18 protein-coding genes and 1 pseudogene are annotated in these 26,506 nt (G+C 70.9%); 11 read left to right on the top strand and 8 right to left on the bottom strand.

What is annotated here, in order from left to right:
* Window positions 1-35 precede the first annotated feature (35 nt).
* Together ACTOQ2_RS06480 and treS are read left to right on the top strand one after the other, a co-directional pair.
* On the top strand, window positions 36-1,694 hold the full coding sequence (locus ACTOQ2_RS06480; protein ID WP_440098789.1) for an asparagine synthetase B family protein: 1,659 nt from the start codon (window positions 36-38) through the stop codon (window positions 1,692-1,694).
* A 567-nt stretch (window positions 1,695-2,261) separates the two neighbouring features.
* Complete coding sequence (gene treS, locus ACTOQ2_RS06485; RefSeq protein WP_440098790.1) at window positions 2,262-3,983, top strand: maltose alpha-D-glucosyltransferase; 1,722 nt, start codon at window positions 2,262-2,264, stop codon at window positions 3,981-3,983.
* 138 nt (window positions 3,984-4,121) lie between these two features.
* On the opposite strand, the gene ACTOQ2_RS06490 is transcribed toward treS, so the two are convergent.
* From ACTOQ2_RS06490 to ACTOQ2_RS06500, 3 genes are all read right to left on the bottom strand, one after another.
* Window positions 4,122-6,401, bottom strand: coding sequence for an FtsX-like permease family protein (locus ACTOQ2_RS06490; protein WP_440098791.1), 2,280 nt, complete (start codon window positions 6,399-6,401; stop codon window positions 4,122-4,124).
* A gap of 106 nt (window positions 6,402-6,507) precedes the next feature.
* Entirely contained in the window at window positions 6,508-7,260 is a 753-nt protein-coding gene (locus ACTOQ2_RS06495; protein ID WP_440098792.1) for an ABC transporter ATP-binding protein, read from the bottom strand.
* Entirely contained in the window at window positions 7,257-7,754 is a 498-nt protein-coding gene (locus ACTOQ2_RS06500; RefSeq protein WP_440071885.1) for a PadR family transcriptional regulator, read from the bottom strand. Before ACTOQ2_RS06500 ends, ACTOQ2_RS06495 begins: the two co-directional genes overlap by 4 nt.
* A gap of 137 nt (window positions 7,755-7,891) precedes the next feature.
* Between ACTOQ2_RS06500 and ACTOQ2_RS06505 the strand changes: the two genes are divergently transcribed.
* The 6 genes from ACTOQ2_RS06505 (at window position 7,892) to ACTOQ2_RS06530 (ending at window position 14,161) form a co-directional block, all read left to right on the top strand.
* Window positions 7,892-9,154: an ABC transporter substrate-binding protein gene (locus ACTOQ2_RS06505; RefSeq protein ID WP_440098793.1), complete on the top strand. Its 1,263-nt coding sequence runs from the start codon at window positions 7,892-7,894 to the stop codon at window positions 9,152-9,154.
* Between the two features lie 105 nt (window positions 9,155-9,259).
* The gene (locus ACTOQ2_RS06510) at window positions 9,260-10,591 is read left to right on the top strand and encodes an ABC transporter substrate-binding protein (protein ID WP_440098794.1); all 1,332 of its coding nucleotides are present in this window, start codon (window positions 9,260-9,262) and stop codon (window positions 10,589-10,591) included.
* 12 nt (window positions 10,592-10,603) lie between these two features.
* Window positions 10,604-12,121, top strand: a complete 1,518-nt coding sequence (locus ACTOQ2_RS06515; RefSeq protein WP_440098796.1) for an ABC transporter permease subunit — start codon at window positions 10,604-10,606, stop codon at window positions 12,119-12,121.
* Entirely contained in the window at window positions 12,118-12,993 is an 876-nt protein-coding gene (locus tag ACTOQ2_RS06520) for a carbohydrate ABC transporter permease (protein ID WP_440098797.1), read from the top strand. The genes ACTOQ2_RS06515 and ACTOQ2_RS06520 overlap by 4 nt, the downstream gene beginning before the upstream one ends.
* A 93-nt stretch (window positions 12,994-13,086) precedes the next feature.
* A complete protein-coding gene (locus ACTOQ2_RS06525) occupies window positions 13,087-13,764 on the top strand; it encodes a uracil-DNA glycosylase (protein WP_440071869.1) in 678 nt (225 codons plus the stop codon).
* A gap of 37 nt (window positions 13,765-13,801) precedes the next feature.
* Window positions 13,802-14,161, top strand: a complete 360-nt coding sequence (locus ACTOQ2_RS06530) for a hypothetical protein (RefSeq protein ID WP_362863939.1) — start codon at window positions 13,802-13,804, stop codon at window positions 14,159-14,161.
* Between the two features lie 257 nt (window positions 14,162-14,418).
* Here the strand turns inward: ACTOQ2_RS06530 and ACTOQ2_RS06535 are convergent, their stop codons facing one another.
* The gene (locus ACTOQ2_RS06535; RefSeq protein WP_440098798.1) at window positions 14,419-15,363 is read right to left on the bottom strand and encodes a hypothetical protein; all 945 of its coding nucleotides are present in this window, start codon (window positions 15,361-15,363) and stop codon (window positions 14,419-14,421) included.
* A gap of 77 nt (window positions 15,364-15,440) precedes the next feature.
* Window positions 15,441-16,787 (bottom strand): cryptochrome/photolyase family protein, encoded by a 1,347-nt coding sequence (locus ACTOQ2_RS06540; protein WP_440098800.1) that lies wholly within the window; start codon window positions 16,785-16,787, stop codon window positions 15,441-15,443.
* A gap of 135 nt (window positions 16,788-16,922) precedes the next feature.
* Between ACTOQ2_RS06540 and ACTOQ2_RS06545 the strand changes: the two genes are divergently transcribed.
* The 3 genes and pseudogenes from ACTOQ2_RS06545 (at window position 16,923) to ACTOQ2_RS06555 (ending at window position 19,851) form a co-directional block, all read left to right on the top strand.
* Window positions 16,923-17,888, top strand: a complete 966-nt coding sequence (locus ACTOQ2_RS06545) for a MerR family transcriptional regulator (RefSeq protein WP_440098801.1) — start codon at window positions 16,923-16,925, stop codon at window positions 17,886-17,888.
* 367 nt (window positions 17,889-18,255) lie between these two features.
* Window positions 18,256-18,741 (top strand): annotated as a pseudogene (locus tag ACTOQ2_RS06550) (RNA polymerase sigma factor); the annotation flags it as partial.
* A gap of 123 nt (window positions 18,742-18,864) precedes the next feature.
* Complete coding sequence (locus ACTOQ2_RS06555; RefSeq protein ID WP_440099075.1) at window positions 18,865-19,851, top strand: YbgA family protein; 987 nt, start codon at window positions 18,865-18,867, stop codon at window positions 19,849-19,851.
* Window positions 19,852-19,924: 73 nt separating this feature from the next.
* On the opposite strand, the gene treZ is transcribed toward ACTOQ2_RS06555, so the two are convergent.
* Genes treZ through glgX form a run of 3 tightly spaced genes read right to left on the bottom strand, consistent with a single transcriptional unit; the run spans window position 19,925 to window position 26,351 of the window.
* Window positions 19,925-21,652, bottom strand: a complete 1,728-nt coding sequence (gene treZ, locus ACTOQ2_RS06560; protein ID WP_440098802.1) for a malto-oligosyltrehalose trehalohydrolase — start codon at window positions 21,650-21,652, stop codon at window positions 19,925-19,927.
* 3 nt (window positions 21,653-21,655) lie between these two features.
* Window positions 21,656-24,253, bottom strand: a complete 2,598-nt coding sequence (gene treY / locus ACTOQ2_RS06565; protein WP_440098803.1) for a malto-oligosyltrehalose synthase — start codon at window positions 24,251-24,253, stop codon at window positions 21,656-21,658.
* Window positions 24,246-26,351 (bottom strand): glycogen debranching protein GlgX, encoded by a 2,106-nt coding sequence (gene glgX, locus ACTOQ2_RS06570; protein WP_440071875.1) that lies wholly within the window; start codon window positions 26,349-26,351, stop codon window positions 24,246-24,248. The genes treY and glgX overlap by 8 nt, the downstream gene beginning before the upstream one ends.
* Window positions 26,352-26,506: the final 155 nt, after the last annotated feature.

Below are 26,506 nucleotides of genomic sequence, written 5' to 3' on the forward strand. Positions count from 1 at the left end.
CCTTTGGTCAATCGCGACACAGAGGAGTCAGCACGGTGCAGTGGCCGACGTTCAATGTGAGGCCGTACGTCTGCGGCGGCATCGGGCACCTCGACGAGGCCGTCCTGGAGACGCTGCGCGGGGCCGGGCCGCGGGTCAGGCCCGCCGTCCAGGCCGGGAACGCGGCCCTGTTCAGCTCCTCCCCGCTGCCTCCCTACCAGCGGGACGAGCGCACCTGGGCCTTCGCCTGGGGGGAGCGCAAGCCCGGCGGGACGGCCCCGTGGATCACCGTGGCGGAGACCTACGAGACGCCCGGCCTGATCGACGACGGCGAGCGGATCACGCTGCACGCCGGAGGTCTCGGCCTCGTCGACGTCTACTACCTGTCCCACGGCGGGGCGGTCTACTTCTCCTCGCTGCTGGAACCGCTGCTCTCCCTGGCGCGCACGCCGTACGAGATCAACTGGGACGCCTGGGCCTCGATCATCCAGATGACCTTCCCGCTGCGCGACGACACCCCGTACACGCAGGTGAAACGGCTGTCGGGAGCGAGCGCGCTGGTCTTCGACCGGGCGACGGGCCGGATCGGCGTCGAGCGGATGCTGCCCAGGTGGCTGCGCGAGGAGCCCTACGAGGCGGGCCGGACCGCCGGGGAGATCCTGGAGATCCTGCACGAGGTCTACAAGGAGTTCGACGGGCGCCCGCTGCTGGTGCCGGTCAGCGGCGGCTACGACTCGCGGCTGCTGTGCTCGGTGGCGGTGGCGCGCGGGGCCGACGTGGAGTCGTGGACGACCAGCCCCGACGACGGCACCGACACCGACATCGTCTTCGCCAAGGCGATCACCCGCGAGCTGGGCGTGCGCCACCGGGTGATCCCCCAGGACGCCGCCGCCTACCCCGACGACGCGCTGGCCGCGGCGCGGCGGCTGGAGTTCCTCACCCCGCACCACGCCTGGTACACCCCGTTCGCCCGCGAGGTGCACCGGGCGGGACGCACCCTGGTCGACGGGCTGGCCGGGGGTCCGCTGCTGAAGAACTTCATGGTCAGCGGGGCCGCTCTGGACGCCTCCACGCAGGCCGAGCGCAAGGCGGCGCTGCTCGGCTCGCTGGCGCTGGGCTCCCCGTCCGTGCCGTTCCTGTCGGAGGAGGCCGAGGCCTGGATCACCGACAGCGTCGGGCACGCCTTCACCCAGTCGACCGCCATGCTCAACGGCCACCGGGCGGAGCTGCCGCTGTCGGTCCTGCACACCAGGACCGCGCGGGGCATCGCCCGCTCGCCGGTCAACCTGGTCGGCCCCGAGGCCTCGTTCGCGGCGCCGTTCATCCACCCCGCCTTCTTCGACGCGGCGCTCTCGGTCGGCGTGCACCGCAAGGACCAGGGGCGCTTCTACCGCGAGATCCTGTACGCGGCCAACCCGCGCGTGGCCGCGCTGCCCTCCACCAACGTGGTCAAGCAGCCGCTCCAGCGGGTCCCGCTCCGCTCGGCCGCCGCGCCCGCCAGGGAGTACGGGCACCGGATGCTCACCCGGGTCGCCGACACCGTGCCCTCGCTGCTGTCGGAGCAGCTCCACGTCGTGATCGCCGAGGGTCCCGACGGGCTGGCGCGGTTCAACGGCTGGAACGACCGCTTCTGGGTACGCGGCCTGGTGCTGTTCGGCGCCTGGCTCGGCGACTACCGGGACGACCTCCCCGACCTCACCCCGCCCTGGGCCTGACCCACCCCCTTTCCCCCTTTTCCAGGCCCGGTCACCCCACTCCGGACCCACCCCTCTCCGGACCCGGCCCACCCCGCCCCGGGCCCGGCCCGGCCCCTGTGACCCACCCGCCGGACCCCTATGACGTGGTCCGGCGGAGCCTCGCCGCGCCTTTGGGGACCGGGTCTGGAACCCCTGATTCGGGGGCCGACCCGTACTCTCTCCGTCCGCCACGCGTACGGGCCTGACCTGCGGGCACAGGGCGAGACCGCTCTCCCGGGGCGTCCAATGTTTCGCCCGGGAAAACGGTGAGCGACGCCACGATTACGCGGCCTCGGCGCGATGCGCGCGGCGATTCCGTGGGACGGTGGCGACGTCCCACGCCAAGAGGGGTTCCACGGCGGCGGACGGCTGGTAGTGTTCGGCCCAGAAAGCGCCACAAGGGACGGCACAGAATCACAAATTCGGTCCGCCCGAGAGCACGGAGCTCGTGGGGATGACGGCTCCCGCCGGCGCGGTCACCAAACATCATCAGCCGGAGCATCCGGTGACTTCGTCCTGCCCTTCATCACCGTGAGCGAGAACACGATGACCCCATCCCCCCTCCCCTCCCCTTCCCAGGAGTCCGTGGCCGAGGACTTCGTCTCGGCGGACCCCCAGTGGTACAAGCGCGCCGTCTTCTACGAGGTCCTGGTCCGCGGGTTCAAGGACTCCAACGGCGACGGCACCGGCGACCTGCGCGGCCTCATCGAGAAGCTGGACTACGTCGAGTGGCTCGGCGTCGACTGCCTGTGGCTGCTCCCGCTGTACGAGTCTCCCCTGCGTGACGGCGGATACGACATCTCCGACTACATGAAGATCCTGCCGGACTTCGGCGACCTCGGGGACTTCGTGGAGCTGATCGAGTCGGCGCACAAGCGGGGCCTGCGCATCATCACCGACCTGGTGATGAACCACACCAGCGACAAACACCCCTGGTTCCAGGCGTCCCGGCACGACCCCGAGGGTCCGTACGGCGACTTCTACGTCTGGTCCGACGACCCGGCCGGGTACCCCGACGCGCCGATCATCTTCGTCGGCGCCGAGGAGTCCAACTGGACCTACGACCCGGTCCGCAAGCAGTACTACTGGCACCGCTTCTTCCACCACCAGCCCGACCTGAACTACGAGAACCCGGCGGTCCAGGAGGCCATGCTGGAGGTCCTGCGGTTCTGGCTGGACCTGGGCATCGACGGCTTCAGGCTCGACGCGGTGCCCTACCTCTTCGAGCGCGAGGGCACCGACTGCTCCGGCCTGCCGGAGACCCACGCGTACCTGAAGAAGGTCCGCGCCGAGGTCGACCGCCTCTACCCGGACCGGGTGCTGCTCGCCGAGGCCAACGGCTGGCCCGAGGACGTGGTCGAGTACTTCGGCGACCCCTCGGTCGGCGGCGACGAGTGCCACATGGCCTTCCACTTCCCGCTCATGCCGCGCATCTTCATGGGGGTGCGGCAGGGCAGCCGCGAGCCGATCTCCGAGATCATGTCGCGGACGCCGAAGCTCCCCGACAGCGGCCAGTGGGGCATCTTCCTGCGCAACCACGACGAGCTGACGCTCGAGACGGTCACCGAGGAGGAGCGCGACTACATGCACGCCGAGTACGCCAAGGACCCGCGAATGCGGGCCTACCTCGGCATCCGGCGCCGTCTCGCCCCGCTGCTGGAGAACGACCGCGACCAGATAGAGCTGTTCACCGCGCTGCTGCTGTCACTGCCCGGCTCCCCGGTCATGTACTACGGCGACGAGATCGGCATGGGCGACAACATCTGGCTGGAGGACCGCGACGCGGTCCGCACCCCGATGCAGTGGAGCCCCGACCGCAACGCGGGCTTCTCCAAGGCCGACCCCGGGCGCCTGTACCTGCCCGTCGTCATGGACCCGATCCACGGCTACCAGGCGATCAACGTTGAGGCGCAGCAGAAGAACCCCGCGTCGCTGCTGCACTTCACCAGGAACATGCTGGCGATCCGCCGTGACCACCAGGTCTTCGGCACCGGCATCTACAACGAGCTGTGGTCCAGCAACCAGGCGGTGCTCAGCTTCGTCCGCGAGGACGGCGACGACCTGATGCTGTGCGTCAACAACCTGTCGAAGTATCCGCAGCCGGTCGAGCTCGACCTGCGCCGCTTCGCGGGCATGATCCCGGTCGAGGCCAGGGGCGGGGTGCGGTTCCCCCCCGTGGGCACCCTGCCGTACCTGCTGACCCTGCCCGGCCACGGCTTCTACTGGTTCTCGCTCAAGAACTCCGACACCCCCGGCATCGACGTCTGAGCCCTTCCTGAGCCCTTCCTGAGCCTTACCTGAGCCCTACCTGAGACAGCCCCGGGACGGTCGCCGTCCCGGGGCTGTCCATGTCCTGGCGCTGCCTCCGCCTAGGGTGCCTCTGTCTTGGGGCCGTCTCCGTCGCCTCTATCGCGCGGTGACCGGGACCTGGGCGCGGGCCGCGCGTCCGGCCGGGATCAGCGTCACCAGCAGGGCGGTCCCGATCGCGACGAGCATCGCGACGGCGAGCGTCAGGGCCGAGGGCGTACGGCCGATGCCCGCCCCGACGCCACTGGTGTGCCCCTGCAGGTCGATCAGCCCGCCGACCAGCGAGGCACCGGCCGCGGCGCCCGCGACCACGCCCAGCACGATCAGCAGACCGGTCCCGGTGACCAGGGTGGCGGCCACCTGCCGGGGTGTGAGACCCATGGCCTTGAGCACCGCCAGGTCGAAGGCGTGGTCCCGCAGGCCCAGCGCGCTCGCCGTCAGGAGGTTGGCCAGGCCGAGCAGGGCGAGCACGACGATCAACGCCACGATCACCACGCGGATGATCGCGAGCCGTTCCGCCGGGTTGACCACCCGCTGCACCTCCAGGGCCTCGCCCGAGGCGATCAGCAGCCGCGCCCTGACCTCCGCCGGGTCGGCGCCCGGCCTGAGCACCAGGCTGTAGAACTGCGGCGGCACCGCGTCCTTGGCCGCGAGGCTGTCGATGCCGAAGGAGAGCACCTCGCCGTCCTGGTCGGGCTCCACCACCCGGCCCACGAGGTGCACGATCAGCGGGGTGCCGCCGACGGTGAGCCGGACCCGGTCCCCGATCTTCACGTCAAGCAGGTCGAGCAGCCCCTGCCCGGCGACGGCCTCGCCCCTGGCGGCGTACATCCGCCCCTCGACGACCGAGAAGGGGTACGGCTCGGCGGAGGTTCCGGCGGCGCGGGCCAGCACGCTCCTGGTCTGCTCGGGCTCCAGCGCGGGCACCTCGGTGCCGGGGTAGACGGTGAGCACCCCCGGGTCGGCCCTCGCGATCCGCAGGGCGTCGTCGGCCGGGAGCTTGTCCGGGCGCACGATGAGCGCCGCCGCCTGGCCGACCCGCTCCGGATGGCGCAGGAAGTCGTCCAGGGTGGCCCAGCAGCCGAGCCCGATGGTGATCATCATCATCGGGACCGCGACGCCGAAGATGCTCAGGAACGCCGGGACGCGCCGGGTGAAGGCGTCTCGGGTGCCCAGCACCAGGGCCGGAGGCAGCCGTACGAGCAGCGCCAGGCGCGCCAGCCGCGACAGGTGCCCCCTGGGCGGCGCCGCGGGGGCCGCGGGGAGGGGCGGGGTGCGCCCGCCCCGCCAGGCGGGCAGGGCCACCGCCACCAGGACCACGGCGGCGGTGCCGCCGGCGATGGCGAGCAGCGGGACCGGGGAGAGCGGCAGGATCGGCGCCCCGTCCAGGACGAACGAGGCGGCGAACTGGCCGCAGACCAGCCCGATGACGATGCCGAGCAGCCCGAGCGCCCCGTGCTCGGCCATGAGCACGCCGAAGACCTGGCCCCGGGTGTAGCCGAGGGACTTGAGGGTGGCGATGTCGCGCGTCTGGCTCAGCACCCGGCCGCCCACCGCGTTGGCGATGGCGAGCGCGGCGGCGACCAGCCCGGTGACCCCGAACAGCGCGAGCAGCAGGCCGAGCAGCCGGTTGTCCAGCTCCATCGAGGCGCGGACCTCGCGCCAGGTGGACATCCGCTGGATCTGCCCCTCCAGGAGGGTGACGGCGCCGTGGACGGCGGGCAACGTGGCCTCGCCGTCGGACAGGCGCAGCCCGGTGACCGACTCGCTGCGGCCCAGCGCGGGCTCGACCCTGGCCAGGACGGGCGCGAGCGTCCAGGCCAGGCCAGGCGTCCACTCGGGGTAGAAGCCCTGGTCGGCGGTGTCGGCCAGGCCGACCACGACGAGCGGGTGGGTGGCGCCGTTGAGCGCGGTCACCGGGAAGGTGCCGCCCACCCGCAGGCTGAGCGCTTTGGCGAAGGAGCGCTCGACGATCACGCCGTCGGTGTCGCCGGGGCGCAGCGGGCGCCCCTCGCGGATCAGGGGGACGGCGACCCGCGGCGGCGTCGCGGACATCTCCCTCAGCGCCACCGGTGACTTCTTCCCGTCCAGCGTGAGGGTGACCGGGGCCGACCGGTAGGGTCCGGCGACCTGGACCACGCCGGGGAGTCCCGACAGCGCGGCCGGGTCGGGGGCGTCCTTGGTGTGTATCCACACGTGCGCGCCCCTGGACTCGGCGAACAGCCCGCGCCACGGGTTGGTGCCGTCCTCCAGCAGGGTCGCGGAGGTGATCAGCGCGGTGACGATCCCGGCCACGGCCAGCACCGTCAGCAGCGCCTGGACCCTGCGGGCCCGCAGGTCGGCCCGGATCCACCTGACGGAGGCGCGTACGGTGCTCACCGCGACACCCCCCGCACGGCCCGTGAAACCCGCGCGGCCGCGGGCGGGGAGGGCATGGGACGGGGAGCCCGCGCGGCCGGGGGCGGGGAGGGCCGGAGGCGCACCGTCAGCCTCTCAGCTCGACGACGTCGCCCGCGGTGCCCTTGGGGCGGCGGCGGGCCAGCCCGGCGCCGCCGTCGTCGACGATCTGGCCGTCCAGGAGGGAGATCACCCGGTCGGCCAGGCTGGCCACCCTGGCGTCGTGGGTGACCAGGATGACGGCCTGGCCCTCGCGGTGGACCTCGCCGAGCAGGCGCAGGACGTCGCGGGTGTTGCGGCTGTCGAGGTTTCCTGTGGGCTCGTCGGCGAGCAGCAGGCTCGGTTCGTTGGCCAGCGCGCGGGCCAGCGCGACCCGCTGCTGCTCGCCCCCGGCGAGCTGGGAGGGGGCGGCGTCGGCGCGGGCGGTCAGGCCGAGCTCGCCGAGGAGGTACTCACGGCGCCGGCGGGCCTCGCGCGTGGAGGCGCCGGCCAGCAGCGCGGGCAGCTCTACGTTGTCGGCCACCGTCATGTTGGCGACGAGGTTGAAGAACTGGAAGACGAAGCCGATCTTCCGGCGGCGCAGCAGCGCCCAGGCGCTCTCGTTGAGCGTGTCGGCCCGCTGCCCGTCGAGCCAGATCTCGCCGCTGGTCCTGGCCTCGAGGCCGCCGATCATGTGGACCAGGGTGGACTTGCCGGAGCCGGACGGGCCCATGACCGCCACGAACTCCCCCGGGCTCACCCGCAGGTCGACCCCCCGCACCGCGGGCACCGGAACCCCGCCGTCCTGGTAGATCTTGACGAGGTTGACGGTTTCGACCACGGGGACCACGGGGGACGTCAACTCAGCTCCTCCTGGCAGCGTTCGAGCCAGTCGAGGTCGGCCTGGAGATGCAGCATGGCCCCCTCGACCAGCAGGAGCGCGACGCGGTTGTCCGGGTCGGTCCGCTCGGCGAGCTCGTTGAGGTCACGCATGAGTCCGAGGTAGTGACGGCGCTGGCGGTTGATCATCGCCATCCTGTCGGCGATGCCGGTCATCGGGGCCAGCACGAGCTTCATGAAGAACTCGTCCCGGACCCTGGGCCCCTCGGTGGGCTCGTCCACCCACGTGTCGAGGATCTCGCGGCCGGCGGCCGTCAGATAGTAGACCTTCTTGTTCGGCCGGTTGGACTGCTCGACGTCCACGGCACGCACCAGGCCGTCCTTCTCCAGACGGCCGAGCGTGACGTAGATCTGCCCGATGTTCGGTGAAGGGTAGGCGCTGCCGAAGATCTGTTCAAGTGCCTGTTTGAGCTCGTAGCCGTGGGCAGGTTCCTTCGCGAGGAGCGCCAGCAGCATCAGCCGCACGCCCCACCTCCTCGGAGAGCTCGTTACGTGAGCGTTACGGGGTTATCCGTTGACGGTGATGTTATCGCTATGCATAACATGAATGCATCTACCTAACACGTATGTAACCAACTGGAAACCGGGAGGTCATGGTGCGCCGACTCATCCCCGTCGCGCTCACCGTGCTTCTCGTGGCGGGGTGTTCGGCGACCGGCGCGCGGGAGACGGAACGGTTCGGCGGGACCGGTCCGTTCACCCTGGTGATCGGACGTCCCGCGACCGCCTACCTGCAGCCGCTGCTCGACCGATGGAACCAGACCCACCCCGAAGAGCGGGCGACCCTGCTCGAGCTCCCCGAGGCGGCCGACGAGCAGCGTGCCCAGATGGTCGCCAACCTCCAGGCCAAAAGCGACCGATACGACGTGATCGGGCTGGACGTGATCTGGACCGCCGAGTTCGCCGAGGCCGGTTGGATCCTGCCGCTGGAGCGCGCGATGTTCCCGCTCGACCGGTTCCTGCCGCCGGTCGTCGACACGGCGGTCTACCGGGGCAAGCTCTGGGCGGTCCCGTACACCAGCAACGCCGGCCTCCTCTACTACCGCAAGGACCTGCTGGCCAAGGAGGGCTTCAGGCCGCCGAGGACCTGGGAGGAGCTGCGCGCCCAGGCGCGCGTCCTGCACGACAAGTACGGCATCGGCGGATACGCGGGGCAGTTCCTGGCCTACGAGGGCCTGACCGTGAACTTCGCCGAGGCCGTGCAGTCGGCGGGCGGGCAGATCCTCAGCCCGGACGGCACCAAGGTGACCATGGACGTGGCCAGGGCGAAGACCGGCCTGGACTTCCTGGTGGACGGGTTCCGTGAGGGGTGGATCCCGCAGGAGGCGCTCTCCTTCAAGGAGGACGAGGCACAGCTCGCCTTCGAGGAGGGGCGGCTGGCCTTCGCCCGCAACTGGCCGCACGCCTACGGGCCGGCCACCACCTCGGCGGTCGCCCGCAAGTTCGGGGTGACCCGGCTGCCAGGTCTCGACGGCCCCGGCACCGGCTCGCTCGGCGGCTACAACCTCGCGGTGAGCGCCTTCTCCAAGCGGCAGAAGTCGGCCACCGAGTTCATCCGCTACTTCACCGGTCTGGAGAACCAGCGGCGGGTGCTCGCCGACGGCTCGTTCCCGCCCGTGTGGGCCGAGCTGTACGACGACCCCGGCCTGATCAAGCGTTTTCCCTACCTGCCGGTCCTGAAGCAGAGCATCCTCTCCGCCCGGCCCAGGCCCGCCAGCGCCAACTACAACCAGGTGAGTCTGGTGATCGCCAGCGCGGTCTCCAACGCCCTCACACCGCCCTTCACCGAGCACGACAGCGAGGACGTCGTCTCCTCCATGAAGGGCCAACTCGAAGAGATCATCCGGGCTCAATGACGCCGGGCCGACCCCCGGCACAAGCCGTCATCCCCATTTCGGCTGCTTGTACGTCCCATATATCGCTCCATTTTCAGCCTCAACGTCTCAGGAGGTCTGTTCAGCATGCGCAGAACCATTGCCGCGGTGACGACGGCGGGACTCGCTCTGGCACTCGCCGCGTGCGGCGGCGGCGAGTCGGCCGCCCCGGCACCGGCCACGAGCGGCGGCGCGTCCGCGTCGGCGCCGGCCGCCGCCAAGACCCTCGAAGGGGTGACCGTCGAGGTCGCCGCCAAGTGGACCGGAGCCGAGCAGGCCAACTTCGAGGCGGTGCTCAAGGCGTTCCAGGATAAGACCGGCGCCAAGGTCACCTACGCCTCCACCGGCGAGGACACCGGCGCCTACCTCGGCCCGCGCATCGAGGGCGGCAACCCGCCGGACGTCGCGATCCTGCCCCAGCCCGGCCTGGTCCAGCAGTACGCGGACCAGAAGGCGCTCAAGCCGCTCACCGCCGAGGTCCAGAAGCAGATCGACGACAACTACACCCCGTACTGGAAGGAACTCGGCTCCGCCGACGGCCAGTCCTACGGCGTGCTGGTGAAGGCGGCCCACAAGTCGCTCATCTGGTACCGCGACCAGGCCTTCCAGGACGCCGGCGCGACGCCGCCGGCCACCTGGGACGACCTGATCAAGACCGCCCAGACGGTCGCCGACTCCGGCACCCCGCCGTTCTCCCTCTGCGGCGCCTCCGGCTGGACGCTGACCGACCTGTTCGAGAACGTCTACCTGTCCACCGCGGGCCCGGAGAACTACACCAAGCTCTCCAAGCACGAGATCCCGTGGACCGACCCCAGCGTGACCACCGCGCTGGAGAAGATCGCGCAGCTCGTCGGCAAGAAGGAGTTCCTGCTCGGCGGCTCCGCCGGCGCCCTGCAGACCGACTTCCCGACCTGCGTGACCCAGGTCTACGGCCAGGACAAGTCGGCGATGGTCATCGAGGCCGACTTCGTGGGCGTCACGGCCGAGCAGTCGGGCGCGAAGCTCGGCGAGGAGGCCAAGTACTTCCCGTTCCCCAAGGCCGGTGAGACCGAGCCGGTCGTGCTGGGCGGCGACATCGCGGTGGCGCTGAAGGACTCCAAGGGCGCGATGGCGCTGCTGGAGTTCCTCGCCTCCAAGGAGGGCGGCGAGGTCTGGGCGAAGCTCCCCGGCTACCTCTCTCCCAACCGCAACGTCTCGCCCGACAACTACCCGGACGAGCTGACCAAGAAGCTCGCCGAAACGATCATCGCCGCCGGCGACGCCGTCCGCTATGACATGTCCGACCTCGCGCCCAGCGCCTTCGGCGGGACCGACGGCAAGGCCGAGTGGAAGCACCTGCAGGACTTCGTCCGCGACCCCTCGGACATCAAGGGCATCCAGGCCAAGCTTGAGGCCGACGCCAAGAAAGCCTGGAAGTAAGGGAGAGCGGCCGTGACCGATCGGTTAGACGGCCCGCAGGGCTCGCGTGGCGGCGACGCCGCCCGCGACCCCTCCTTCGGACCGGACGACACCCGGCGGCCGGCGCAGGACGCCGGCCCCGCCCGCACCCCGGAAACCGCCCCGGCCGAGCCGGTCGCCGAGCCCGTCACCGAGCCGGAGCTCGCGACGGCCGGGGCCGCGGCACCCGCGGCGGCACCGGCGGCGATACCCGCCGGGGCCTCCCGGCTGGGGCCGCCGCCGACGCTGGCGCTGTGGTTCCTGCTGCCGGGCGCGCTCGTGCTCGGCGTGATGGTGATCTACCCGATCATCTACTCGATCTACCGGAGCCTCTACGACGCCGGCGGCCGCACCTTCATCGGGGCGGACAACTACGCGACGATCTTCAGCGACTCCTCCACCCTGACCACGATCAGGAACAACCTGATCTGGGTCGCGGTGGCTCCCGCCCTGGTCACCGTGATCGGTCTCATCTTCGCGGTGCTGACCGAGCGGATCCGCTGGGCGACCGCGTTCAAGCTGGTCGTGTTCATGCCGATGGCCGTCTCGCTGATGGCCTCCGGCGTCATCTTCCGCCTGGTCTACGAGCAGGCCCCCGACCGGGGCGTGGCCAACGCCGTGATCACCTCGGTGACCGGCCTCTTCGGCTCGGACCAGGGCTATCCGGACGCCCGTCCCAGGGAGAACGACCAGTCCCCGGTCGCCCCCGGGCAGGGCGGCGGGGTGGTGGCCAAGCAGCCCGCGCAGCCGGGGCAGGCGGTGCTCCTGCCGCTCGTGGGCGTGAAGCCCGCCACCCTCGCCTCGGCCTCGACGGCGAAGGCGGCCCAGCCGGGCCCCGGCGAGCTGGCCGGGACCGTCTGGTTCGACTTCACCCAGGGCGGCGGCGGCGCGCCCAACCAGGTGGACGGCACCGAGAAGGCCCTGGCCGGGATGACGGTCGAGGCGGTGCAGAACGGCGCCGTCAAGGCCACCGCCACCAGCGAGGCCGACGGCACCTTCCGCTTCACCGGGCTCGCTCCCGGCGAGTACCAGGTGCGGCTGCCGCAGTCGAACTTCGACGCGGCCTTCGGCGGCATCCCCTGGCTGGGCCCGACGCTGATCACCCCGGCGATCATCGGCGCGTTCGTCTGGGTGTGGGCCGGGTTCGCCATGGTGCTGATCGCGGCCGGGCTCGCGGCCATCCCGCGTGACGCGCTGGAGGCGGCCCGCATCGACGGCGCCACCGAGTGGCAGGTGTTCCGGAAGATCACCGTTCCGCTGCTCGCCCCGGTGCTGCTCGTCGTGTTCGTCACAATGATCATCAACACCCTGAAGGTCTTCGACCTGGTCTTCGTCATCGCGCCGGGATCGGTGCAGCCGCAGGCCAACGTGATCGCGCTGGAGATGTGGCGGGTCTCGTTCGGCGGAGGCAGCAACCAGGGGCTGGGCAGCGCGCTCGCCATCTTCCTGCTGGTCCTCGTCCTGCCCTTCATGATCATCAACATCCGCCGGTTCAGGAGGGACAACCAGTGACGACCTCCACCCTTGGCACCCCGCGCCGCGGCACCCTCGGCAGGATCGTGGACCGGCTGGGCGGCGGCCTGGTCCAGGCGGTGCTGGTGGTGATCGGCCTGTTCTGGCTGGTTCCCACCCTGGGCCTGTTCGTGGTCTCGATCCGCGACGAGACGGCCAACAACTCCACCGGCTGGTGGACGGTCCTCACCAAGCCGGCCGAGCTGACCTTCAAAAACTACTCCGACCTGCTGGCCACCGGGTTCACCGCGTCGTTCTGGAACACCGTGTTCATCACGGTGCCCTCGACCGTCCTGGTGATCGGCATCGCCGCCATGGCGGCGTACGCGTTCGCCTGGATGGAGTTTCCCGGCAGGGACGCGCTGTTCCTGGTGGTGGTCGGCCTGCTGGTGGTGCCGACCCAGATCGCGCTCATCCCGATCGCGAAGCTGTACGGCTCCGCCGGGATCTTCGGCTCCATCGTGAGCGTGGTGCTCTTCCACGTCGCCTTCGGACTTCCCTTCGCCATCTTCCTGCTCCGCAACTTCTTCGCGGGCATCTCACGCTCGCTGCTGGAGGCGGCGCGGATGGACGGCGCGGGGGAATGGAAGATCTTCTCCACCGTGGTGTTCCCACTGGCCAAGCCGGCGGTCGCCTCACTCGGGATCTTCCAGTTCCTCTGGGTCTGGAACGACCTGCTCGTCTCGCTGGTCTTCGCCAACACCGAGAACCAGCCGATGACCAAGGCCCTGCAGTCCCAGATGCGGCAGTTTGGGACCAACGTGGACATTCTTGCGCCAGGAGCTTTCCTGTCGCTGATCATCCCGTTGATCCTCTTCTTCGCCTTCCAGCGGTATTTCGTCCAGGGGATGATGGCCGGTTCGGTGAAGTGATCCACAGGGGCAGGCCCGGTGCGACGCGCGCTGATTTCCAGTACTTTCCAGCACGCGCCGTACCGGGCCTAAAACCTCGATAGGGTCCTGCACATGGCCGCACGCCCCTTGAACGAAGTCGTGGAAGCCGGGTGGGCCAAGGCCCTCGAACCCGTCGCCGAGAAGATCGCCGAGATGGGCGAGTTCCTCCGGAAGGAGGTGGCGGAAGGCCGGCAGTACCTCCCCGCGGGCGCCAACGTGCTCCGGGCCTTCCAGCAGCCCTTCGACCAGGTCAAAGTGCTGATCGTGGGCCAGGACCCGTACCCCACGCCGGGGCACCCGATCGGCCTGAGCTTCTCCGTGGCCGCGGACGTGCGCCCGATCCCGGGCAGCCTGCGCAACATCTACAAGGAGCTCACCGAGGACCTCGGGCTGCCGATGCCGGGCAACGGCGACCTGACCCCCTGGACCGAGCAGGGCGTGCTCCTGCTCAACAGGGTGCTCACCGTCATGCCGGGCAAGCCCGCCTCGCACCGGGGCAAGGGCTGGGAAGAGGTCACCGAGCAGGCCATCAAGGCCCTCGTCGCCCGCGACAAGCCGATGGTGGCGATCCTGTGGGGGCGCGACGCCCGCAACCTGCGCCCGATGCTCGGGTCCACCCCGGCCATCGAGTCGGCCCACCCCAGCCCCCTGTCGGCCCGCAGCGGTTTCTTCGGCTCGCGCCCGTTCAGCAGGACGAACGAGCTTCTCGAGCAGCAGGGCGCGGGCCCCGTGGAGTGGAAGCTCCCCTAGGCAGTTCTCACCCCACCCAGGCACTAGGATTTCCACCATGAGTGATGTATCGGGCACCGAACGCTATCTGCGTCTGACCGTTGAGCTGACCGTGGAGGTGCAGGACCTCGCCGCCCTGCAAACCGCCGCGCTGAAGGAGATCAACCACCCTGACGCCGATCTGGACGACGACGAGCGTAAGGAGCAGGCCGAGCTGGTCTCGGCCGACGACACCGGCGCCAGCGCGCTGCAGTGGCTGATCGAGCCGGACCACGTCCTGGGCCTGATCGAGCACGTCGACCAGATCGAGCCCCGTGAGGCCGTGCTGGGCGTCGAGCCCTCCGACGGCCCCTCGGACGAGGATGAGGACGACGACCACGCGGGCCACGACCACGCGGGCCACGACCACAGGCACTGAGACCACCGCACTGAGACGATCACCGCCACCCCGGCGGTGGTGGGCCTTCCCGGCCAGGCGCCCCGCCGGGAAGGCCCACCACCGCCGGGGCTTTTTCATCACCGGGGTTTTCGGCCGCCGGAGCTTTTCGTCGCCGAAGCTTTTCACCGCCGGGGTTTCGACCGCCGGGGTTTCGGCCGCCGGGGTTTCGGCCGCCGGAGCTTTTCACCGCCGAGGGCCCGTTCCACTGCTGAGGGCCCGCCGGAAAGGCCCGCGCCTCAGCCGGTGACGATGACCTTCTCGCGGCGGGCCACCAGGGCGTCCCGCTGCCGGGCCAGCTCTTCGAGGCGAAGGTCCAGACCATCGACCGTGCGCCTCACCCACTCGGCGACGTCCGCGACGGCCGCGCCGGTCTCCGCGATCCGGTGGTGCTTGATCGCGTCGGTGATGATGTTGTCGAAGAACATGTCGGCGAACCAGCGGGTGTCCACCTTGGGAAGCTTCGGGGTGACGTGCACGCCGATGTCGACGAGCTCCCTGGAGAAGGTGTCCAGCAGCTGCTGGGCGTGCCAGGCGGCCTCGTCCGCGTTGCGCAGGTGGCCGTGCTCCACCATGTCCGCGAAGCCGCCCCCGGCCAGCATGTCCCACCTGGAGGCGCCACGGGCGCCGCCGAGGCAGCGCAGGACCTCGCCGACCCCGTGGAGCGCGTCCACCCCGGCCTGGTGGGCCTCCTGATGCTCCACGAGGCCGGCGCGGGTGTCGGCGAGGCGATGGCCGATCTCGACCAGCTCGCGCCCCTCGGGGGCGCCGGAGGCGACCAGCCGGCGCTCCTCCCGCTCCAGCAGCGCGTCGTACTCCTCCCGCGCCGTCCCCAGCCCGGCGAGCCCCTCGTCGACGGCCGCCCGGTCGGCGTTCAGCCATGCGAGGCGGTTGCGCTGGCCGTCCAGGCGTTGCCGTACGGCCAGCGCCTCGGCGCGCTCCCTGGCGAGCCGCTCCTCCCTGGACCCGGTGAGCCCGGACAGGAGGGCCGCGAAGCCGCCGCCCTCCAGCTTGGAGACGTCCCGCTCCTCCTTGGCGAGCTGCTCCTCAAGATCGCCCAGGAGCGCCCCGACCTCGTCGAGCTGCACGGCCACCGCCTCGCGCCTGCTGGTCAGTTGTTCGAGCCGGCGCACCCGTTCGCGGGCGGCGAGCAGGGCGTCTGCGGCGTTGTCATAGGGGGTCACACCTGTGCGACGCGTGGGGAGGAAGATTCGTTCCGAACCTCCCCGCATCATCGCTCACGGCCCCTGTCCGGCCGGGCTCAGCCCATGGACACCAGGGGCGCCGGATACCCCGGCACGCCCGAGGGGAGCCTCCAGGGCTCGTGGATCATCCGCGTGGGCACGGCGTCGAGTTCGGGGACGTGAAGGCGGACGTACTCGCCGTCCGGGTCGTACCGTTTGGCCTGCCGGATGTGGTTGACAGGCCGGTTGGGCCGGGTGTCGTTGCCGGTCCCCGCCACCCACTGCCAGTTGCCGTAGTTGTTGGCGACGTCGCCGTCGAGCAGCAGGTCGAAGAAGTGGTCGGCGCCGACGCGCCAGTCGACGCCCAGCCGCCGGACGAGGAACGAGCCCGCGACCAGGCGCGCCCGGTTGTGCATCCAGCCCTCGGTGAGCAACTGCCGCATCCCGGCGTCCACGATCGGAACCCCGGTCATGCCGGCCTTCCACGCCTGCGCCGCGTGGTCGTCGTCGCGCCACTCGTGCCCGCGCGGCCGGTAGTCGTCCCGGTTGATGCGCGGGAAGGCCCGTGTCACCTGGTAGAAGAAGTCACGCCAGCACAGCTGCCTGACGAACTCGTCGGCCCCCCTGCGGTCCTCGCCCTCTTCCTCTATCCGCCCTACGTCCCTCGCGTCACCCGCGCCCCCCGCGTCCCTGGCGAGCGCCTCCAGCTCCAGCGGCGAGACGCAGCCGAAGCGCAGGTAGGGGCTGAGCCTGGAGGTGCGGTTGCCCGCCATGTCGTCGTGGCCGTCGGCGTAGTCCTCCACGCAGTGCTTCAGCCACTGCTCCATCCTCCGCCGCCCGGCCTTCTCGCCGCCCCTGAACAGCTCGTACGGCTCACGCCCCGGCTCGGGCAGCCTTCCGGCCCTCAGGCCGCCGGGGACGTGCACGATGTCGGGGGCCTTGAGCACCTCCCTGCGCGGCTGCCGGGCCCAGGCCCGCAGATAGGGTGTGAAGACCCGGTAGTGGTCACCTCCGCCCGTCGGTCTCAGGGCGTCGGGGGGCACGATCGTCAGGCCGGGGAACACCCGGAACGCCATCCTGAGGCGATCGCACTCCTCGGCCAGGCGCCGTTGCCTGCGTCGCGCGAGGGTGCTGACGTCCAGGCTGGTGTGGACGGCCTGGGCCTTCGTCTCCTCCGCCAGGCGCATCGTCTCGGCGACCGGGTCGCCGTGGCGCACGACCAGCTCACCACCCCGCTCGCGGAGCGATCCACGCAGGTCGGCGAGACATTCGGCGAGGAACCCCCCGCGGTTTCCCGAGGGAATGGCGGGGTCTGCGACGAAGAGCGGTATGACATGACGTGCGCGCTCGCACGCCGCGGCGAGCGCCGGGTGGTCGTGCACCCGGAGGTCGCGGCTGAACAAAACGATCACAGTATCGGTCACGTTTTTCCTTCGCCCGGTAACGCTCCGCCGGTTGCGTCCGCCAGGGGCCCGGAACTCGAAAGAACGTTCAGGGAGCGACCGCTCCCCTCGCCTGTCACGCTGGTACCGCACATAGCAGGCTCGAAATGGGATGAGATGAACGAGCAGCGTCACGTGGTAGCCGACGAGGAGCCCGGATACGGCATCGGAGCCGTCGCACGGCGCCTCGGAGTACCCGCCCCCACGCTGCGGACCTGGAACCTACGCTACGGCGTGGGCCCGAGCCGCCGGAGCCCGGGGGGGCACCGACGCTACGACGCCCGTGACCTGTGGCGTCTGGAGGAGATGAACCGGCTCATCAGGAGCGGGATTCCGGCCTCCGACGCGGCACGGAGGGTCCTGCGGATCGAGGTCGTCCCCTCCGCACCTCCGGCGGAGCAGGAGCGGGAGCGGGAACCCGAGTGGCCGACCCCGAAGGGGATCCCGTCCCTCACGGCCGATCGGCTACCGGGCGTGCCGACGGTGGCGATGCTGACGCGGGCGGCGGTGATGCTGGACAGCGGGGCCGTGCACGACTGGATCGGCGCGGCGCTGGCCAGGCACGGCGTGCTGTGGACCTGGGAGCGCCTGGTGATGCCGGTCTTCGAGACGATCTGCAGGCGCCAGTCCGAGAGCGGGGCGAGCATCGAGGTCGAGCACCTGTTCTCCGACCGGCTGATGGCCGCGCTGATCGGGCTCACCGAACGCCCCGCCCGGCCGACCGGCCCGCGTCCCGTGCTGCTCGCCTGCGCCGAGAACGACCTGCACAGCCTGCCGATCTACGCGCTCGCCGCCGCGCTGACCACCGAGCATCAGGTGGAGACCCGGGTGCTGGGCGCCCGGACCCCGTACCCGGCGCTGGCGGACGCGATGCGGCGGCTGGGCCCCTCGGTGGTCTTCGTCTGGTCCCAGCTGCCCGAGACCGGGGACCCCGCCCCGCTCGCGTCGCTGCCCGTGCTCCGCCCGCCGAGCCTGATCGTCGCCGGCGGCACGGGCTGGTGGGAGGGCCTGCCCGCCTCTATCCCGCGCGTCGCGTCGTTCCAGGACGCGATCACCCGCGTCGCCGCCGCCGCCCTGACCTGATCCTTTCCCGGCACACCTCCCACCCTCCCGGCAGGCCTCCGACCCGCTTTCTCCCGGCCGGTCGGGCGCGTCCACTCTCCCTGACGGGCGCCTCCGCTCTCCCTGACGGGCGCGTCCGCTCTCCCTGACGGGCGCCTCCGCCTCTCCCGATCGGCCGGGCGCGCCACCGCTTCCCGGGCCCGCTCCCCTCGCTGTTCCGCCTGCCCGACCCCCGCGGCCCCAGGCCGTCCCAGGCCGTCCCAGGCCGTCCCGCGCCGCCTCTCCCTGCCCCGACCTGCGGGCATCTCCGTGCCGCCCGCTTGCGATCACAGGCGTTGAGCGAGTATGAATAAGTTTTGAGTAGCTTTTCTCGGTAAGAGGAGGCATCATGACAGACCCCCTGAACACCCGGTTCGCCGCGGGCGACGAGGCGGCGCTGGTCGAGTGCTTCCAGGTCCACGGGCCCCTCGTCCGTTCCTACCTGCGACGGTTCGTTCGCCCGCAGGATGTCGACGATCTTCAGCAGATCGTGTTCGTGGAGGTCTGGCGTTCCAGGCACCGCTTCGACCCGGCGCGCAGCCTTCCCGCCTGGATGCTCGGCATCGCCCACAAGCGGGCGGTCGACCAGCTGCGGATCCGCACCCTGCAAACGGTGCCGCTGGATGTCATCGCGGACCGCACCGGTGCCGACGGCCGGACCGACGGTGACGGCCTGGCGGAGCGCGACCAGGTGCAGCGGGCGCTGGCCGAGCTGCCCGCACCGCAGCGTCAGGCGATCGAGCTCGCCTACTACGGCGACCTGACCCAGCGGGAGATCGCCGAGAGGCTGAGCGTCCCGCTCGGCACGATCAAGGCACGTACGGCACGCGGCCTGCGCCGCCTGTCCGGCATCCTCGGCACGGCCGCGACGGGCGTCCGGCACGCCGAACCCCGCCGGGATGAAGTGGCCGCCGCGCGTGGCGCGGACGGTACGGGCGCGATGGACAAGGTGGACACGATGCACGGAACCGGCCGGACCGACGAGACGGGCGGGCAGGTCGTCAGACCGAGAATCGCGGTGTCCAGCTGCCTGATGGGCGAGCCGGTCCGGTTCGACGGCGGGCACAGCCGCAACCGGTTTCTCAACGGCGAGCTCGACAGGCACGTCGAGTGGGTGCACATCTGCCCGGAGATGGAGATCGGGCTCGGCAGCCCACGCGAGACCCTCCTCCTGGAGCTCTCACCGGACGGCACTCGGCTGGTCTCCAGGAAGAGCCGGGTGGACCTCACCGACAGGATGACCGCCCTCGCCGAAGAACGGGCTCCGGCCCTGCGCGAGGTGGACGGCTACGTCCTCAAGTCCAGGAGCCCCAGCTGCGGGGTGCACGGCATCCCCGTCCACGCCGGGGGCACGACCGTGGATCACAAGGGCACGGGGGTGTTCGCGGCCGCGGTGCTCGGCACCCATCCGCTGCTGCCCGTCGAGGACGAGGGACGGCTCAACGACGCCCTGCTCCGCGAGACCTTCGTGGAACGGGTCTTCGCCCGTGCCCGGCTCCGCGCGCTGCTGGAGAGCGACTGGTGCCCCCGTGACCTGGTGTCCTTCCACGCCCGGCACAAGATGCAGTTGCTGGCCCACAACCCCGCGGCCTTCAGGGAGGCGGGCAGGGTGGTGGCCCAGGCGGGCACGAGGCCCCGCGAGGAGTTGGCCGCCGACTATGCCCGCGTCTTCGGCACGGCGCTCGCCGCCAAGGCCAGCATCGGCCGGCACGTCAACGTCCTGCAGCACTGCGTGGGCATGGTGGGCGACGCGCTCGACCCGGTGCGCCGGGCCGACCTGGCCGAGGTCATCGCCTCCTACCGGGCCGGACGGGTGGCGCTGAGCGTCCCGGCGACCCTGATCCGCCACCACGCCCAGGGCCTGGCCGCCGGCTACGTGCGGGACCAGACGTACTTCTCCCCGTACCCCGAGGACCTCCGGCTGCGCAACCACGTGCCGGCCTGAGCCCGCGGCCGCTCCCTCGCCACCGCGAGGGAACGGCGATCTCACCACCCCGAAGGAGCGGCGAGGGAACGGCTCAGAGGGCAGGATCCAGCCTCACCACCGCGAGCGAGCGAGGAGGCAGGAACAGCTCCTCCCCCTCCACGGTCGCCGACGGGTCGGAGGCGAGCAGGATGTGGCCGGGCGCGAACCGGCCCGTCCCCAGCTTGACCGTGAGCGCGACCGGGCCGAGGTTGGCCGCCACCCTGAGCCCTCCCCGGTGCACGACCAGCCAGGACTCGCCGTGGTCGACCCGTACCCGATCCAGCCTCGGGTCCGTCAGCTCGGGGTGGGCGCGGCGCAGCGCGATCAGGGCGCGGTACCAGTCGAGGTGGGCCCGGTGGGCGTCGTCGTCCAGCTCGCTCCAGTCGAGCTTGGAGCGCAGGAACGTCAGCTCCTCGCCCGGATCGGGAGCCTTGTCCGCCCAGTCGTCGTAGCCGAAGCCGACGAACTCCCGCCGCCGCCGCTCGCCCTCGCCCTCGCGCAGCTGCGGCTCGACGTGGTCGGTGAAGAACAGGAACGGCGCCCGCGTCCCCCACTCCTCCCCCATGAACAGCATGGGCGTGAACGGCGAGGTCAGCAGGAGCCCCGCGGCCAGCCGCAGCGCCTCGGGCGCCATCCGGTCGCCCTCGGCCCGGTTGCCGATCTGGTCGTGGTTCTGCGCGCAGCAGACGAAGCGGTAGCCGGGCACGTGGGACGCCGGGCGGCCGTGCGAGCGCCCGCGGAAGGACGAGTAGGTCCCGTCGTGGTAGTAGGCGCGGGTCAGCACCTTGGGCAGGGCGCCGTAGAAGTCGTCGTAGTAGCCGTGCCGCTCACCGGTTGCCGCCACGTGCAGGGCGTGGTGGACGTCGTCGTTCCAGGCCGCCGCGAGACCGAACCCGCCGGCCTCGCGCGGGGTCATCAGCCGGGGGTCGTTGAGGTCGGACTCGGCGATGAGCGTGAGCGGCCTGCCCACCGCCGCCGACAGCGCCTCCGTCTCGACGGCGATCTCCTCCAGCAGGTGCACGGCCCGGTCGTCGTGCAGCGCGTGCACGGCGTCCAGCCGCAGGCCGTCGATGTGGTAGTCGCGCAGCCACTGCAGCGCGTTGCCGACGAAGTAGGCGCGCACCTCGTCGGAGCCGGGGCCGTCCAGGTTGACGGCCTGCCCCCAGAAGGAGGAGGCGCTGGAGTGGAAGTACGGGCCGAAGGGGGCGAGGAAGTTGCCCGAGGGGCCGAGATGGTTGTAGACGACGTCGAGGATCACGCCGAGCCCGCGCCGGTGACAGGCGTTCACCAGGCGCTTGAGCCCGTCGGGGCCGCCGTAGTTCTCGGTGACGGCCCACAGGTCCACGCCGTCGTAGCCCCAGTTGCGCCCGCCGGGCACCGGCGGCACCGGCATGATCTCCACGAAGTCGACGCCGAGCTCCACCAGGTGCTCCAGCTTGCCGATCGCCGCGTCGAAGGTGCCCTCAGGGGTGAAGGTGCCGATGTGCAGCTCGTAGATGACCGAGCCCGGCAGGTCACGGCCCTTCCACAGGGCGTCTCCCCACTCGAAGCGGTCGTGGTCGTAGACCCGGCTCGGCCCGAAGATCCCCTCGGGCTGCCGGCGGGTCCTGGGGTCGGGCAGCGCCTCGCCCCCGTCCAACCGGAACCGGTAGTCGGTCCCGTGCCCGGCGCCGGACACCTCCGCCGTCCACCAGCCGCCTCCGGCGGACGACATCGGGTAGCGGACCTCGCCGATCTCCACGTCCACCGCCGTCGCCCGCGGTGCCCATACCTCGAACATCGGTCAGTCCCTTTCCAGCAGCGCGACAGGGTGGATGGACAGCAGGTGGGCCAGCGGGATCCGGCCGGTGTACTCGGCGCCCGACAGCAGATCCCGCCACGTGCCGTGCGGCAGGGTGAGCGTGGTGCTCCCCCAGCCGCCGCGCCGCTCCAGGCCGACGGGCAGCCGGGTGGCCACCGCCACGGCCCGCTCCCCCCTGGCGAAGGCGATCGCGTGCTCCCCGGCCTCGATCGGGACGTACGGCGCCTCGGGGTCCAGCCTCCGCCGCAGATCCAGGGCCTGGGCGGTGACCGCCAGCTTGGCCTCGTCCCACGACAGGCTGCCGGTGGCGGCGGGGCTCGGGTGGGCCTCGCCCGGGTGGGCCTGGCTCGCGTGGGCCTGGGCCGACGAGAGCATCCGGCGGCGCAGCGGGAAGTCGACCGGGCGCCGGTTGTCCGGGTCGACCAGGGAGAAGTCGGTGATCTCGTTGCCCCAGTACAGGTCGGGCACGCCGGGCAGCATGAGCTGGACGAGCTTCTGGCTCAGCGAGTTGGACCTGGCGTACGGCTCGATCCTCGCGGCGAACTCCGCGACCGAGGCGCCGCACTCCTCGACGGCCCGGCCGACGAAGTCGCGGATGCCGCGCTCGTAGGCCGGGTCGGGGGTGGCCCAGGAGATCGAGGTCTTGGCCTCGCGGGCCGCCTTGAACAGGTACTCGAAGAACCTGTCGGACCCGATCGGCCAGGAGGCCATCAGGTTCTGCCAGGCCAGGTAGTCGAGAGCCGGGTCGAAGGAGACCTTCGAGGACCACTCGCCGACCGCCGCCGCCCACTCCCCCGGCAGCTCGGACAGCACGGCGAGCCGGGCCCGTACGTCCTCGGAGCGCTTGGTGTCGTGCGTGGAGAGCGTCGTCATCGTGCCCGGCGACATCTCCCGGCAGAACGCGTGGAACTCCTCGACCGACCCGCCGAACCGGTCGGGCTCGCCGCCCACCTCGTTGAGGCAGGACAGGGGGTACCAGCGGTAGAGGGCGGTGTCCTCGACCCCCTTGGCCATCACCGGGCCGCAGGTCTGCTGGAAGCGGGTGACCGCCTCGGCGGGCCCGTTCAGGACCCGTTCGACGACCTCCGCCACCGGGGCGCCCTCGGGCAGCCGCCCTGCGGCGACCCGCCCGGCCTCCTCGACGATCCTGACCGAGGTCTCGGGCACCGGCTCGCCCGGCACCGCGTAGGCCCGGTAGACCGGCATCGCGGCGAGCAGCTCCACCAGCGTCTGCCGGTCGGAGCCGACGACGGCGTGCAGCCGGTCGATCTCCGAGCCGAAGAACAGGTTCAGCACCTCCGCCTTGGACTCGCGGACCACGGCGGCGTAGTCGTCCCGCACCCCGGTCTGCTGGGCGAACAGCTCGACCAGCGGCTCCTTGCCCGCCGGGTCGACGAACAGCCCGGTGATCCGGTTGAGCGTCTCGTAGCCGGTGGTGCCGTCGCACTCCCAGTCGGCGGGCAGCCGCTCGGAGCCGACCAGGATCTTCTCCGCCACGGTCCACACGCCCGCGCTCTCGCGCAGCCGCGACAGGTAGCCGCGCGGCTCGGCGAGCCCGTCGGGGTGGTCCACCCGCAGCCCCTGGATGACCCCCTCCTTGACGAGCGAGAGGATGACGGCGTGCGTGGCGTCGAACACCTCCGGGTCCTCCACGCGCACCCCGATCAGCGAGGACACGTCGAAGAACCGGCGGTAGCCGGGCCCGCGCCGCCAGTCGACGAGCCGGTAGTGCGTGTCGGGCAGCGGGAACTCGTGGTCGTGGTAGCGCAGCACGTCGCCGTCGGCCACCACCTCGCCCGAGTCGCCGAGCACCGGCATGTTCACCTTGCCGCCGACGCCGGCGCCGACACCACCGACGTCACCGTTCTCGCCGTCCTCGACGGACCAGTCGATGTCGAACCACGACGCGTACGGCGAGTCCCGCCCGTCCTTGAGCACCGACCACAGCTGCGCGTTGCCCGACTCGGGCACCGGGATCGTCATGTGGTTGGGCACGATGTCGACGACGATGCCGATCCCGTGCTGGGTCAGCGTCGCCGACAGCTCCCGCAGCCCCTCGACGCCGCCGAACTCCTCGCGGACGCGCGAGTGGTCGGTCACGTCGTAGCCGTGCCGCGACTCCGGCACGGCCTGCAGGATCGGTGACAGGTAGACGTGGCTGACGCCCAGGTCCCGCAGGTACGGGGCCAGCTCGGCCACCTTCTCGAACCCGAAGTCGGGGGTGAGCTGGAAGCGGTAGGTCGAGATCGGCACCCCGTACGAACCCGGCGGCGGCGGGGGCGCGGGCACCTCCTCGGGAAGCGCCAGGGGGTCGGGGACGTCCACGCCGGTCCTGGTCCCGGGAACGGACTCCGGCAGGAGCTCGTCATGGGCGACCTGCGGCGGGACGGCACCGGGCGGGGTCTCGGGCGAGATCTCCGGCAGCGGGTCCGGCGGCATGCCGGGCCCGGGTTCCGGCACGGGTTCCGGCACGGGTTCCGGCACAGTGCCCGGCTCGGGCACCGACTCCGGGGGGACGATCCCGGGCGCGGGCTCCAGCGGAACGGGCTCGGGGACGGGCTGGGTCACGGGCTCAGACACGGCGCAGCACCCTCACCGAGCGGCCGACGACCGGCACGCTCTCTCCGGCCCGGCAGACCCGGGTGTCGACCGTGATCGGCATGGCCGTGTCGATCTCCGTCAGCCACATCTCACCGTAGTCCTTGGGCAGCGTGAACTTGATGACGTCGTGGTGGGCGTTGAACAGCAGCAGGAACGAGTCGTCGACGATCTGCCGGCCCCGGCGGTCGGGCTCGGTGATGGCCTCACCGTTCAGGAAGACGGCGAGCGACTTGGCGTACCCCACGTTCCAGTCGGCGTCGGTCATCTTCTCCCCCCTCGGAGTGAGCCAGGCGATGTCGCTGAGGTTCTCCTCCGAGCCGCGTACCGGCCGCCCGTAGAAGAACCGGCGCCGCCGGAAGACCGGATGGTCGGCGCGGAGCTTGGCCAGCCGCCGGGTGAACTCCAGCAGCAGCCAGTTCTCCCTGATGTCGGACCAGTCGACCCAGCTCAGCTCGTTGTCCTGGCAGTACACGTTGTTGTTGCCCCGCTGGGTACGGCCCAACTCGTCGCCGTGGGAGATCATCGGAACGCCCTGGGACAGGAACAGCGTGGTCAGGAAGTTGCGTTTCTGCTGCTCGCGCAGGGACTCGATCGCCAGCGAGGCGGGCCCCTCCTCGCCGCAGTTCCAGGAGCGGTTGTCGTCGGCGCCGTCCCGGTTGTCCTCGCCGTTGGCCTCGTTGTGCTTGTGGTTGTACGAGACGAGGTCCTGCAGGCTGAAGCCGTCGTGGCAGGTGACGAAGTTGATGGAGGCGGCGGGGCGGCGGCTGTCGTCCTGGTAGAGGTCGCTGGAGCCGGTCAGCCTGGACGCGAACTCGGGCAGCGAGGCGGGCTCGCCCCGCCACAGGTCGCGGATCGTGTCGCGGTACATGCCGTTCCACTCGGTCCACCTGGCGGGGAAGTTGCCCACCTGGTAGCCGCCGGGGCCGACGTCCCACGGCTCGGCGATCAGCTTGACCTGCGACAGCACCGGGTCCTGCTGGACCAGGTCGAAGAAGGCGCTCAGCCGGTCGACCTCGTGCAGCTCGCGCGCCAGCGTCGAGGCCAGGTCGAACCTGAAGCCGTCGACGTGCATCTCGATGACCCAGTAGCGGAGCGAGTCCATGATCATCTGAAGCACGTGCGGGGAGCGCATGAACAGGCTGTTGCCGGTGCCGGTGGTGTCCATGTAGTACCGCTTGTCGCTGTCGACCAGGCGGTAGTAGTCGGCGTTGTCGATGCCGCGCATGCTCAGCGTCGGGCCCAGGTGGTTGCCCTCGGCCGTGTGGTTGTAGACCACGTCGAGGATGACCTCAATGTTCGCCTCGTGCAGGGCCTTGACCATGGCCTTGAACTCCAGCACCTGCCCGCCGCGCTGCCCCGTGCTGGAGTAGGCGTTGTGCGGCGCGAAGAACCCGATGCTGTTGTAGCCCCAGTAGTTCGTCAGCCCCCGCTCGGCGAGGACGTGGTCGGTGACGAACTGGTGCACCGGCATGAGCTCGATCGCCGTCACCCCGAGGGCGGTCAGGTGATCGATGATCTCCGGGTGGCCGATCGCGGCGTACGTGCCGCGGATCCGCTCGGGGATCTTCGGGTGGTTGATCGTCAGGCCCTTGACGTGCGCCTCGTAGATCACCGTGTTGTGGTACGGCGTGCTCGGCGGCCGGTCGTGCCCCCACCCGAAGAACGGGTTGATCACGATGGAGCGCGGCACGAACTCGGCGGAGTCGGCGTCGTTGCGGCTGTCCGGATGGCCGAAGCGGTAGCCGTACACCGCCTCGTCCCACTTCACGTCCCCCTCGACCGCCTTGGCGTACGGGTCGAGCAGGAGCTTGGCGGGATTGCACCGCTGCCCTCTCGGCGGGTCGTACGGGCCGTGCACGCGGTAGCCGTACCGCTGCCCCGGGCCGACGCCCGGCAGGTATCCGTGCCAGACGAAGCCCTCACACTCGGTGAAGGTGACCCTGGTCTCCTTGTTCTCCTCGTCGAACAGGCACAGCTCGACGCGTTCCGCGGCCTCGGTGAAAAGCGCGAAGTTGGTTCCCGCGCCGTCGTAAGTGGCCCCGAGAGGATAGGGGTCACCCGGCCAAATCTCGATCATCAGTCCCTCTTGAACGTGGAGACCTCCGCCTTGAGGCGGAGGAGAGAACACGGCACGACGCCGCACTGCGGATTTCTCTCGAAAGTCTGAGCGAGCTCGGCCGATGGGGGAGGACGTCAACGCGCCGCCTTCCAGCGGTGCAGGAATATGCCCCG

It is taken from the genome of Streptosporangium sp. H16 (genome assembly GCF_051918855.1).
Classification (GTDB): Bacteria; Actinomycetota; Actinomycetes; order Streptosporangiales; family Streptosporangiaceae; genus Streptosporangium.

Bases quoted from the DNA above. Each gene is read 5' to 3' on its own strand.
- ACTOQ2_RS06530 (WP_362863939.1), top strand. From the start codon at position 13,802: ATGAGTGATGTATCGGGCACCGAACGCTATCTGCGTCTGACCGTTGAG.
- ACTOQ2_RS06505 (WP_440098793.1), top strand. From the start codon at position 7,892: ATGGTGCGCCGACTCATCCCCGTCGCGCTCACCGTGCTTCTCGTGGCG.
- ACTOQ2_RS06545 (WP_440098801.1), top strand. From the start codon at position 16,923: ATGAACGAGCAGCGTCACGTGGTAGCCGACGAGGAGCCCGGATACGGC.
- ACTOQ2_RS06525 (WP_440071869.1), top strand. From the start codon at position 13,087: ATGGCCGCACGCCCCTTGAACGAAGTCGTGGAAGCCGGGTGGGCCAAG.
- ACTOQ2_RS06510 (WP_440098794.1), top strand. From the start codon at position 9,260: ATGCGCAGAACCATTGCCGCGGTGACGACGGCGGGACTCGCTCTGGCA.
- glgX (WP_440071875.1), bottom strand. From the start codon at position 26,351: ATGATCGAGATTTGGCCGGGTGACCCCTATCCTCTCGGGGCCACTTAC.
- treS (WP_440098790.1), top strand. From the start codon at position 2,262: ATGACCCCATCCCCCCTCCCCTCCCCTTCCCAGGAGTCCGTGGCCGAG.
- ACTOQ2_RS06500 (WP_440071885.1), bottom strand. From the start codon at position 7,754: ATGCTGCTGGCGCTCCTCGCGAAGGAACCTGCCCACGGCTACGAGCTC.
- treZ (WP_440098802.1), bottom strand. From the start codon at position 21,652: ATGTTCGAGGTATGGGCACCGCGGGCGACGGCGGTGGACGTGGAGATC.
- ACTOQ2_RS06555 (WP_440099075.1), top strand. From the start codon at position 18,865: ATGCACGGAACCGGCCGGACCGACGAGACGGGCGGGCAGGTCGTCAGA.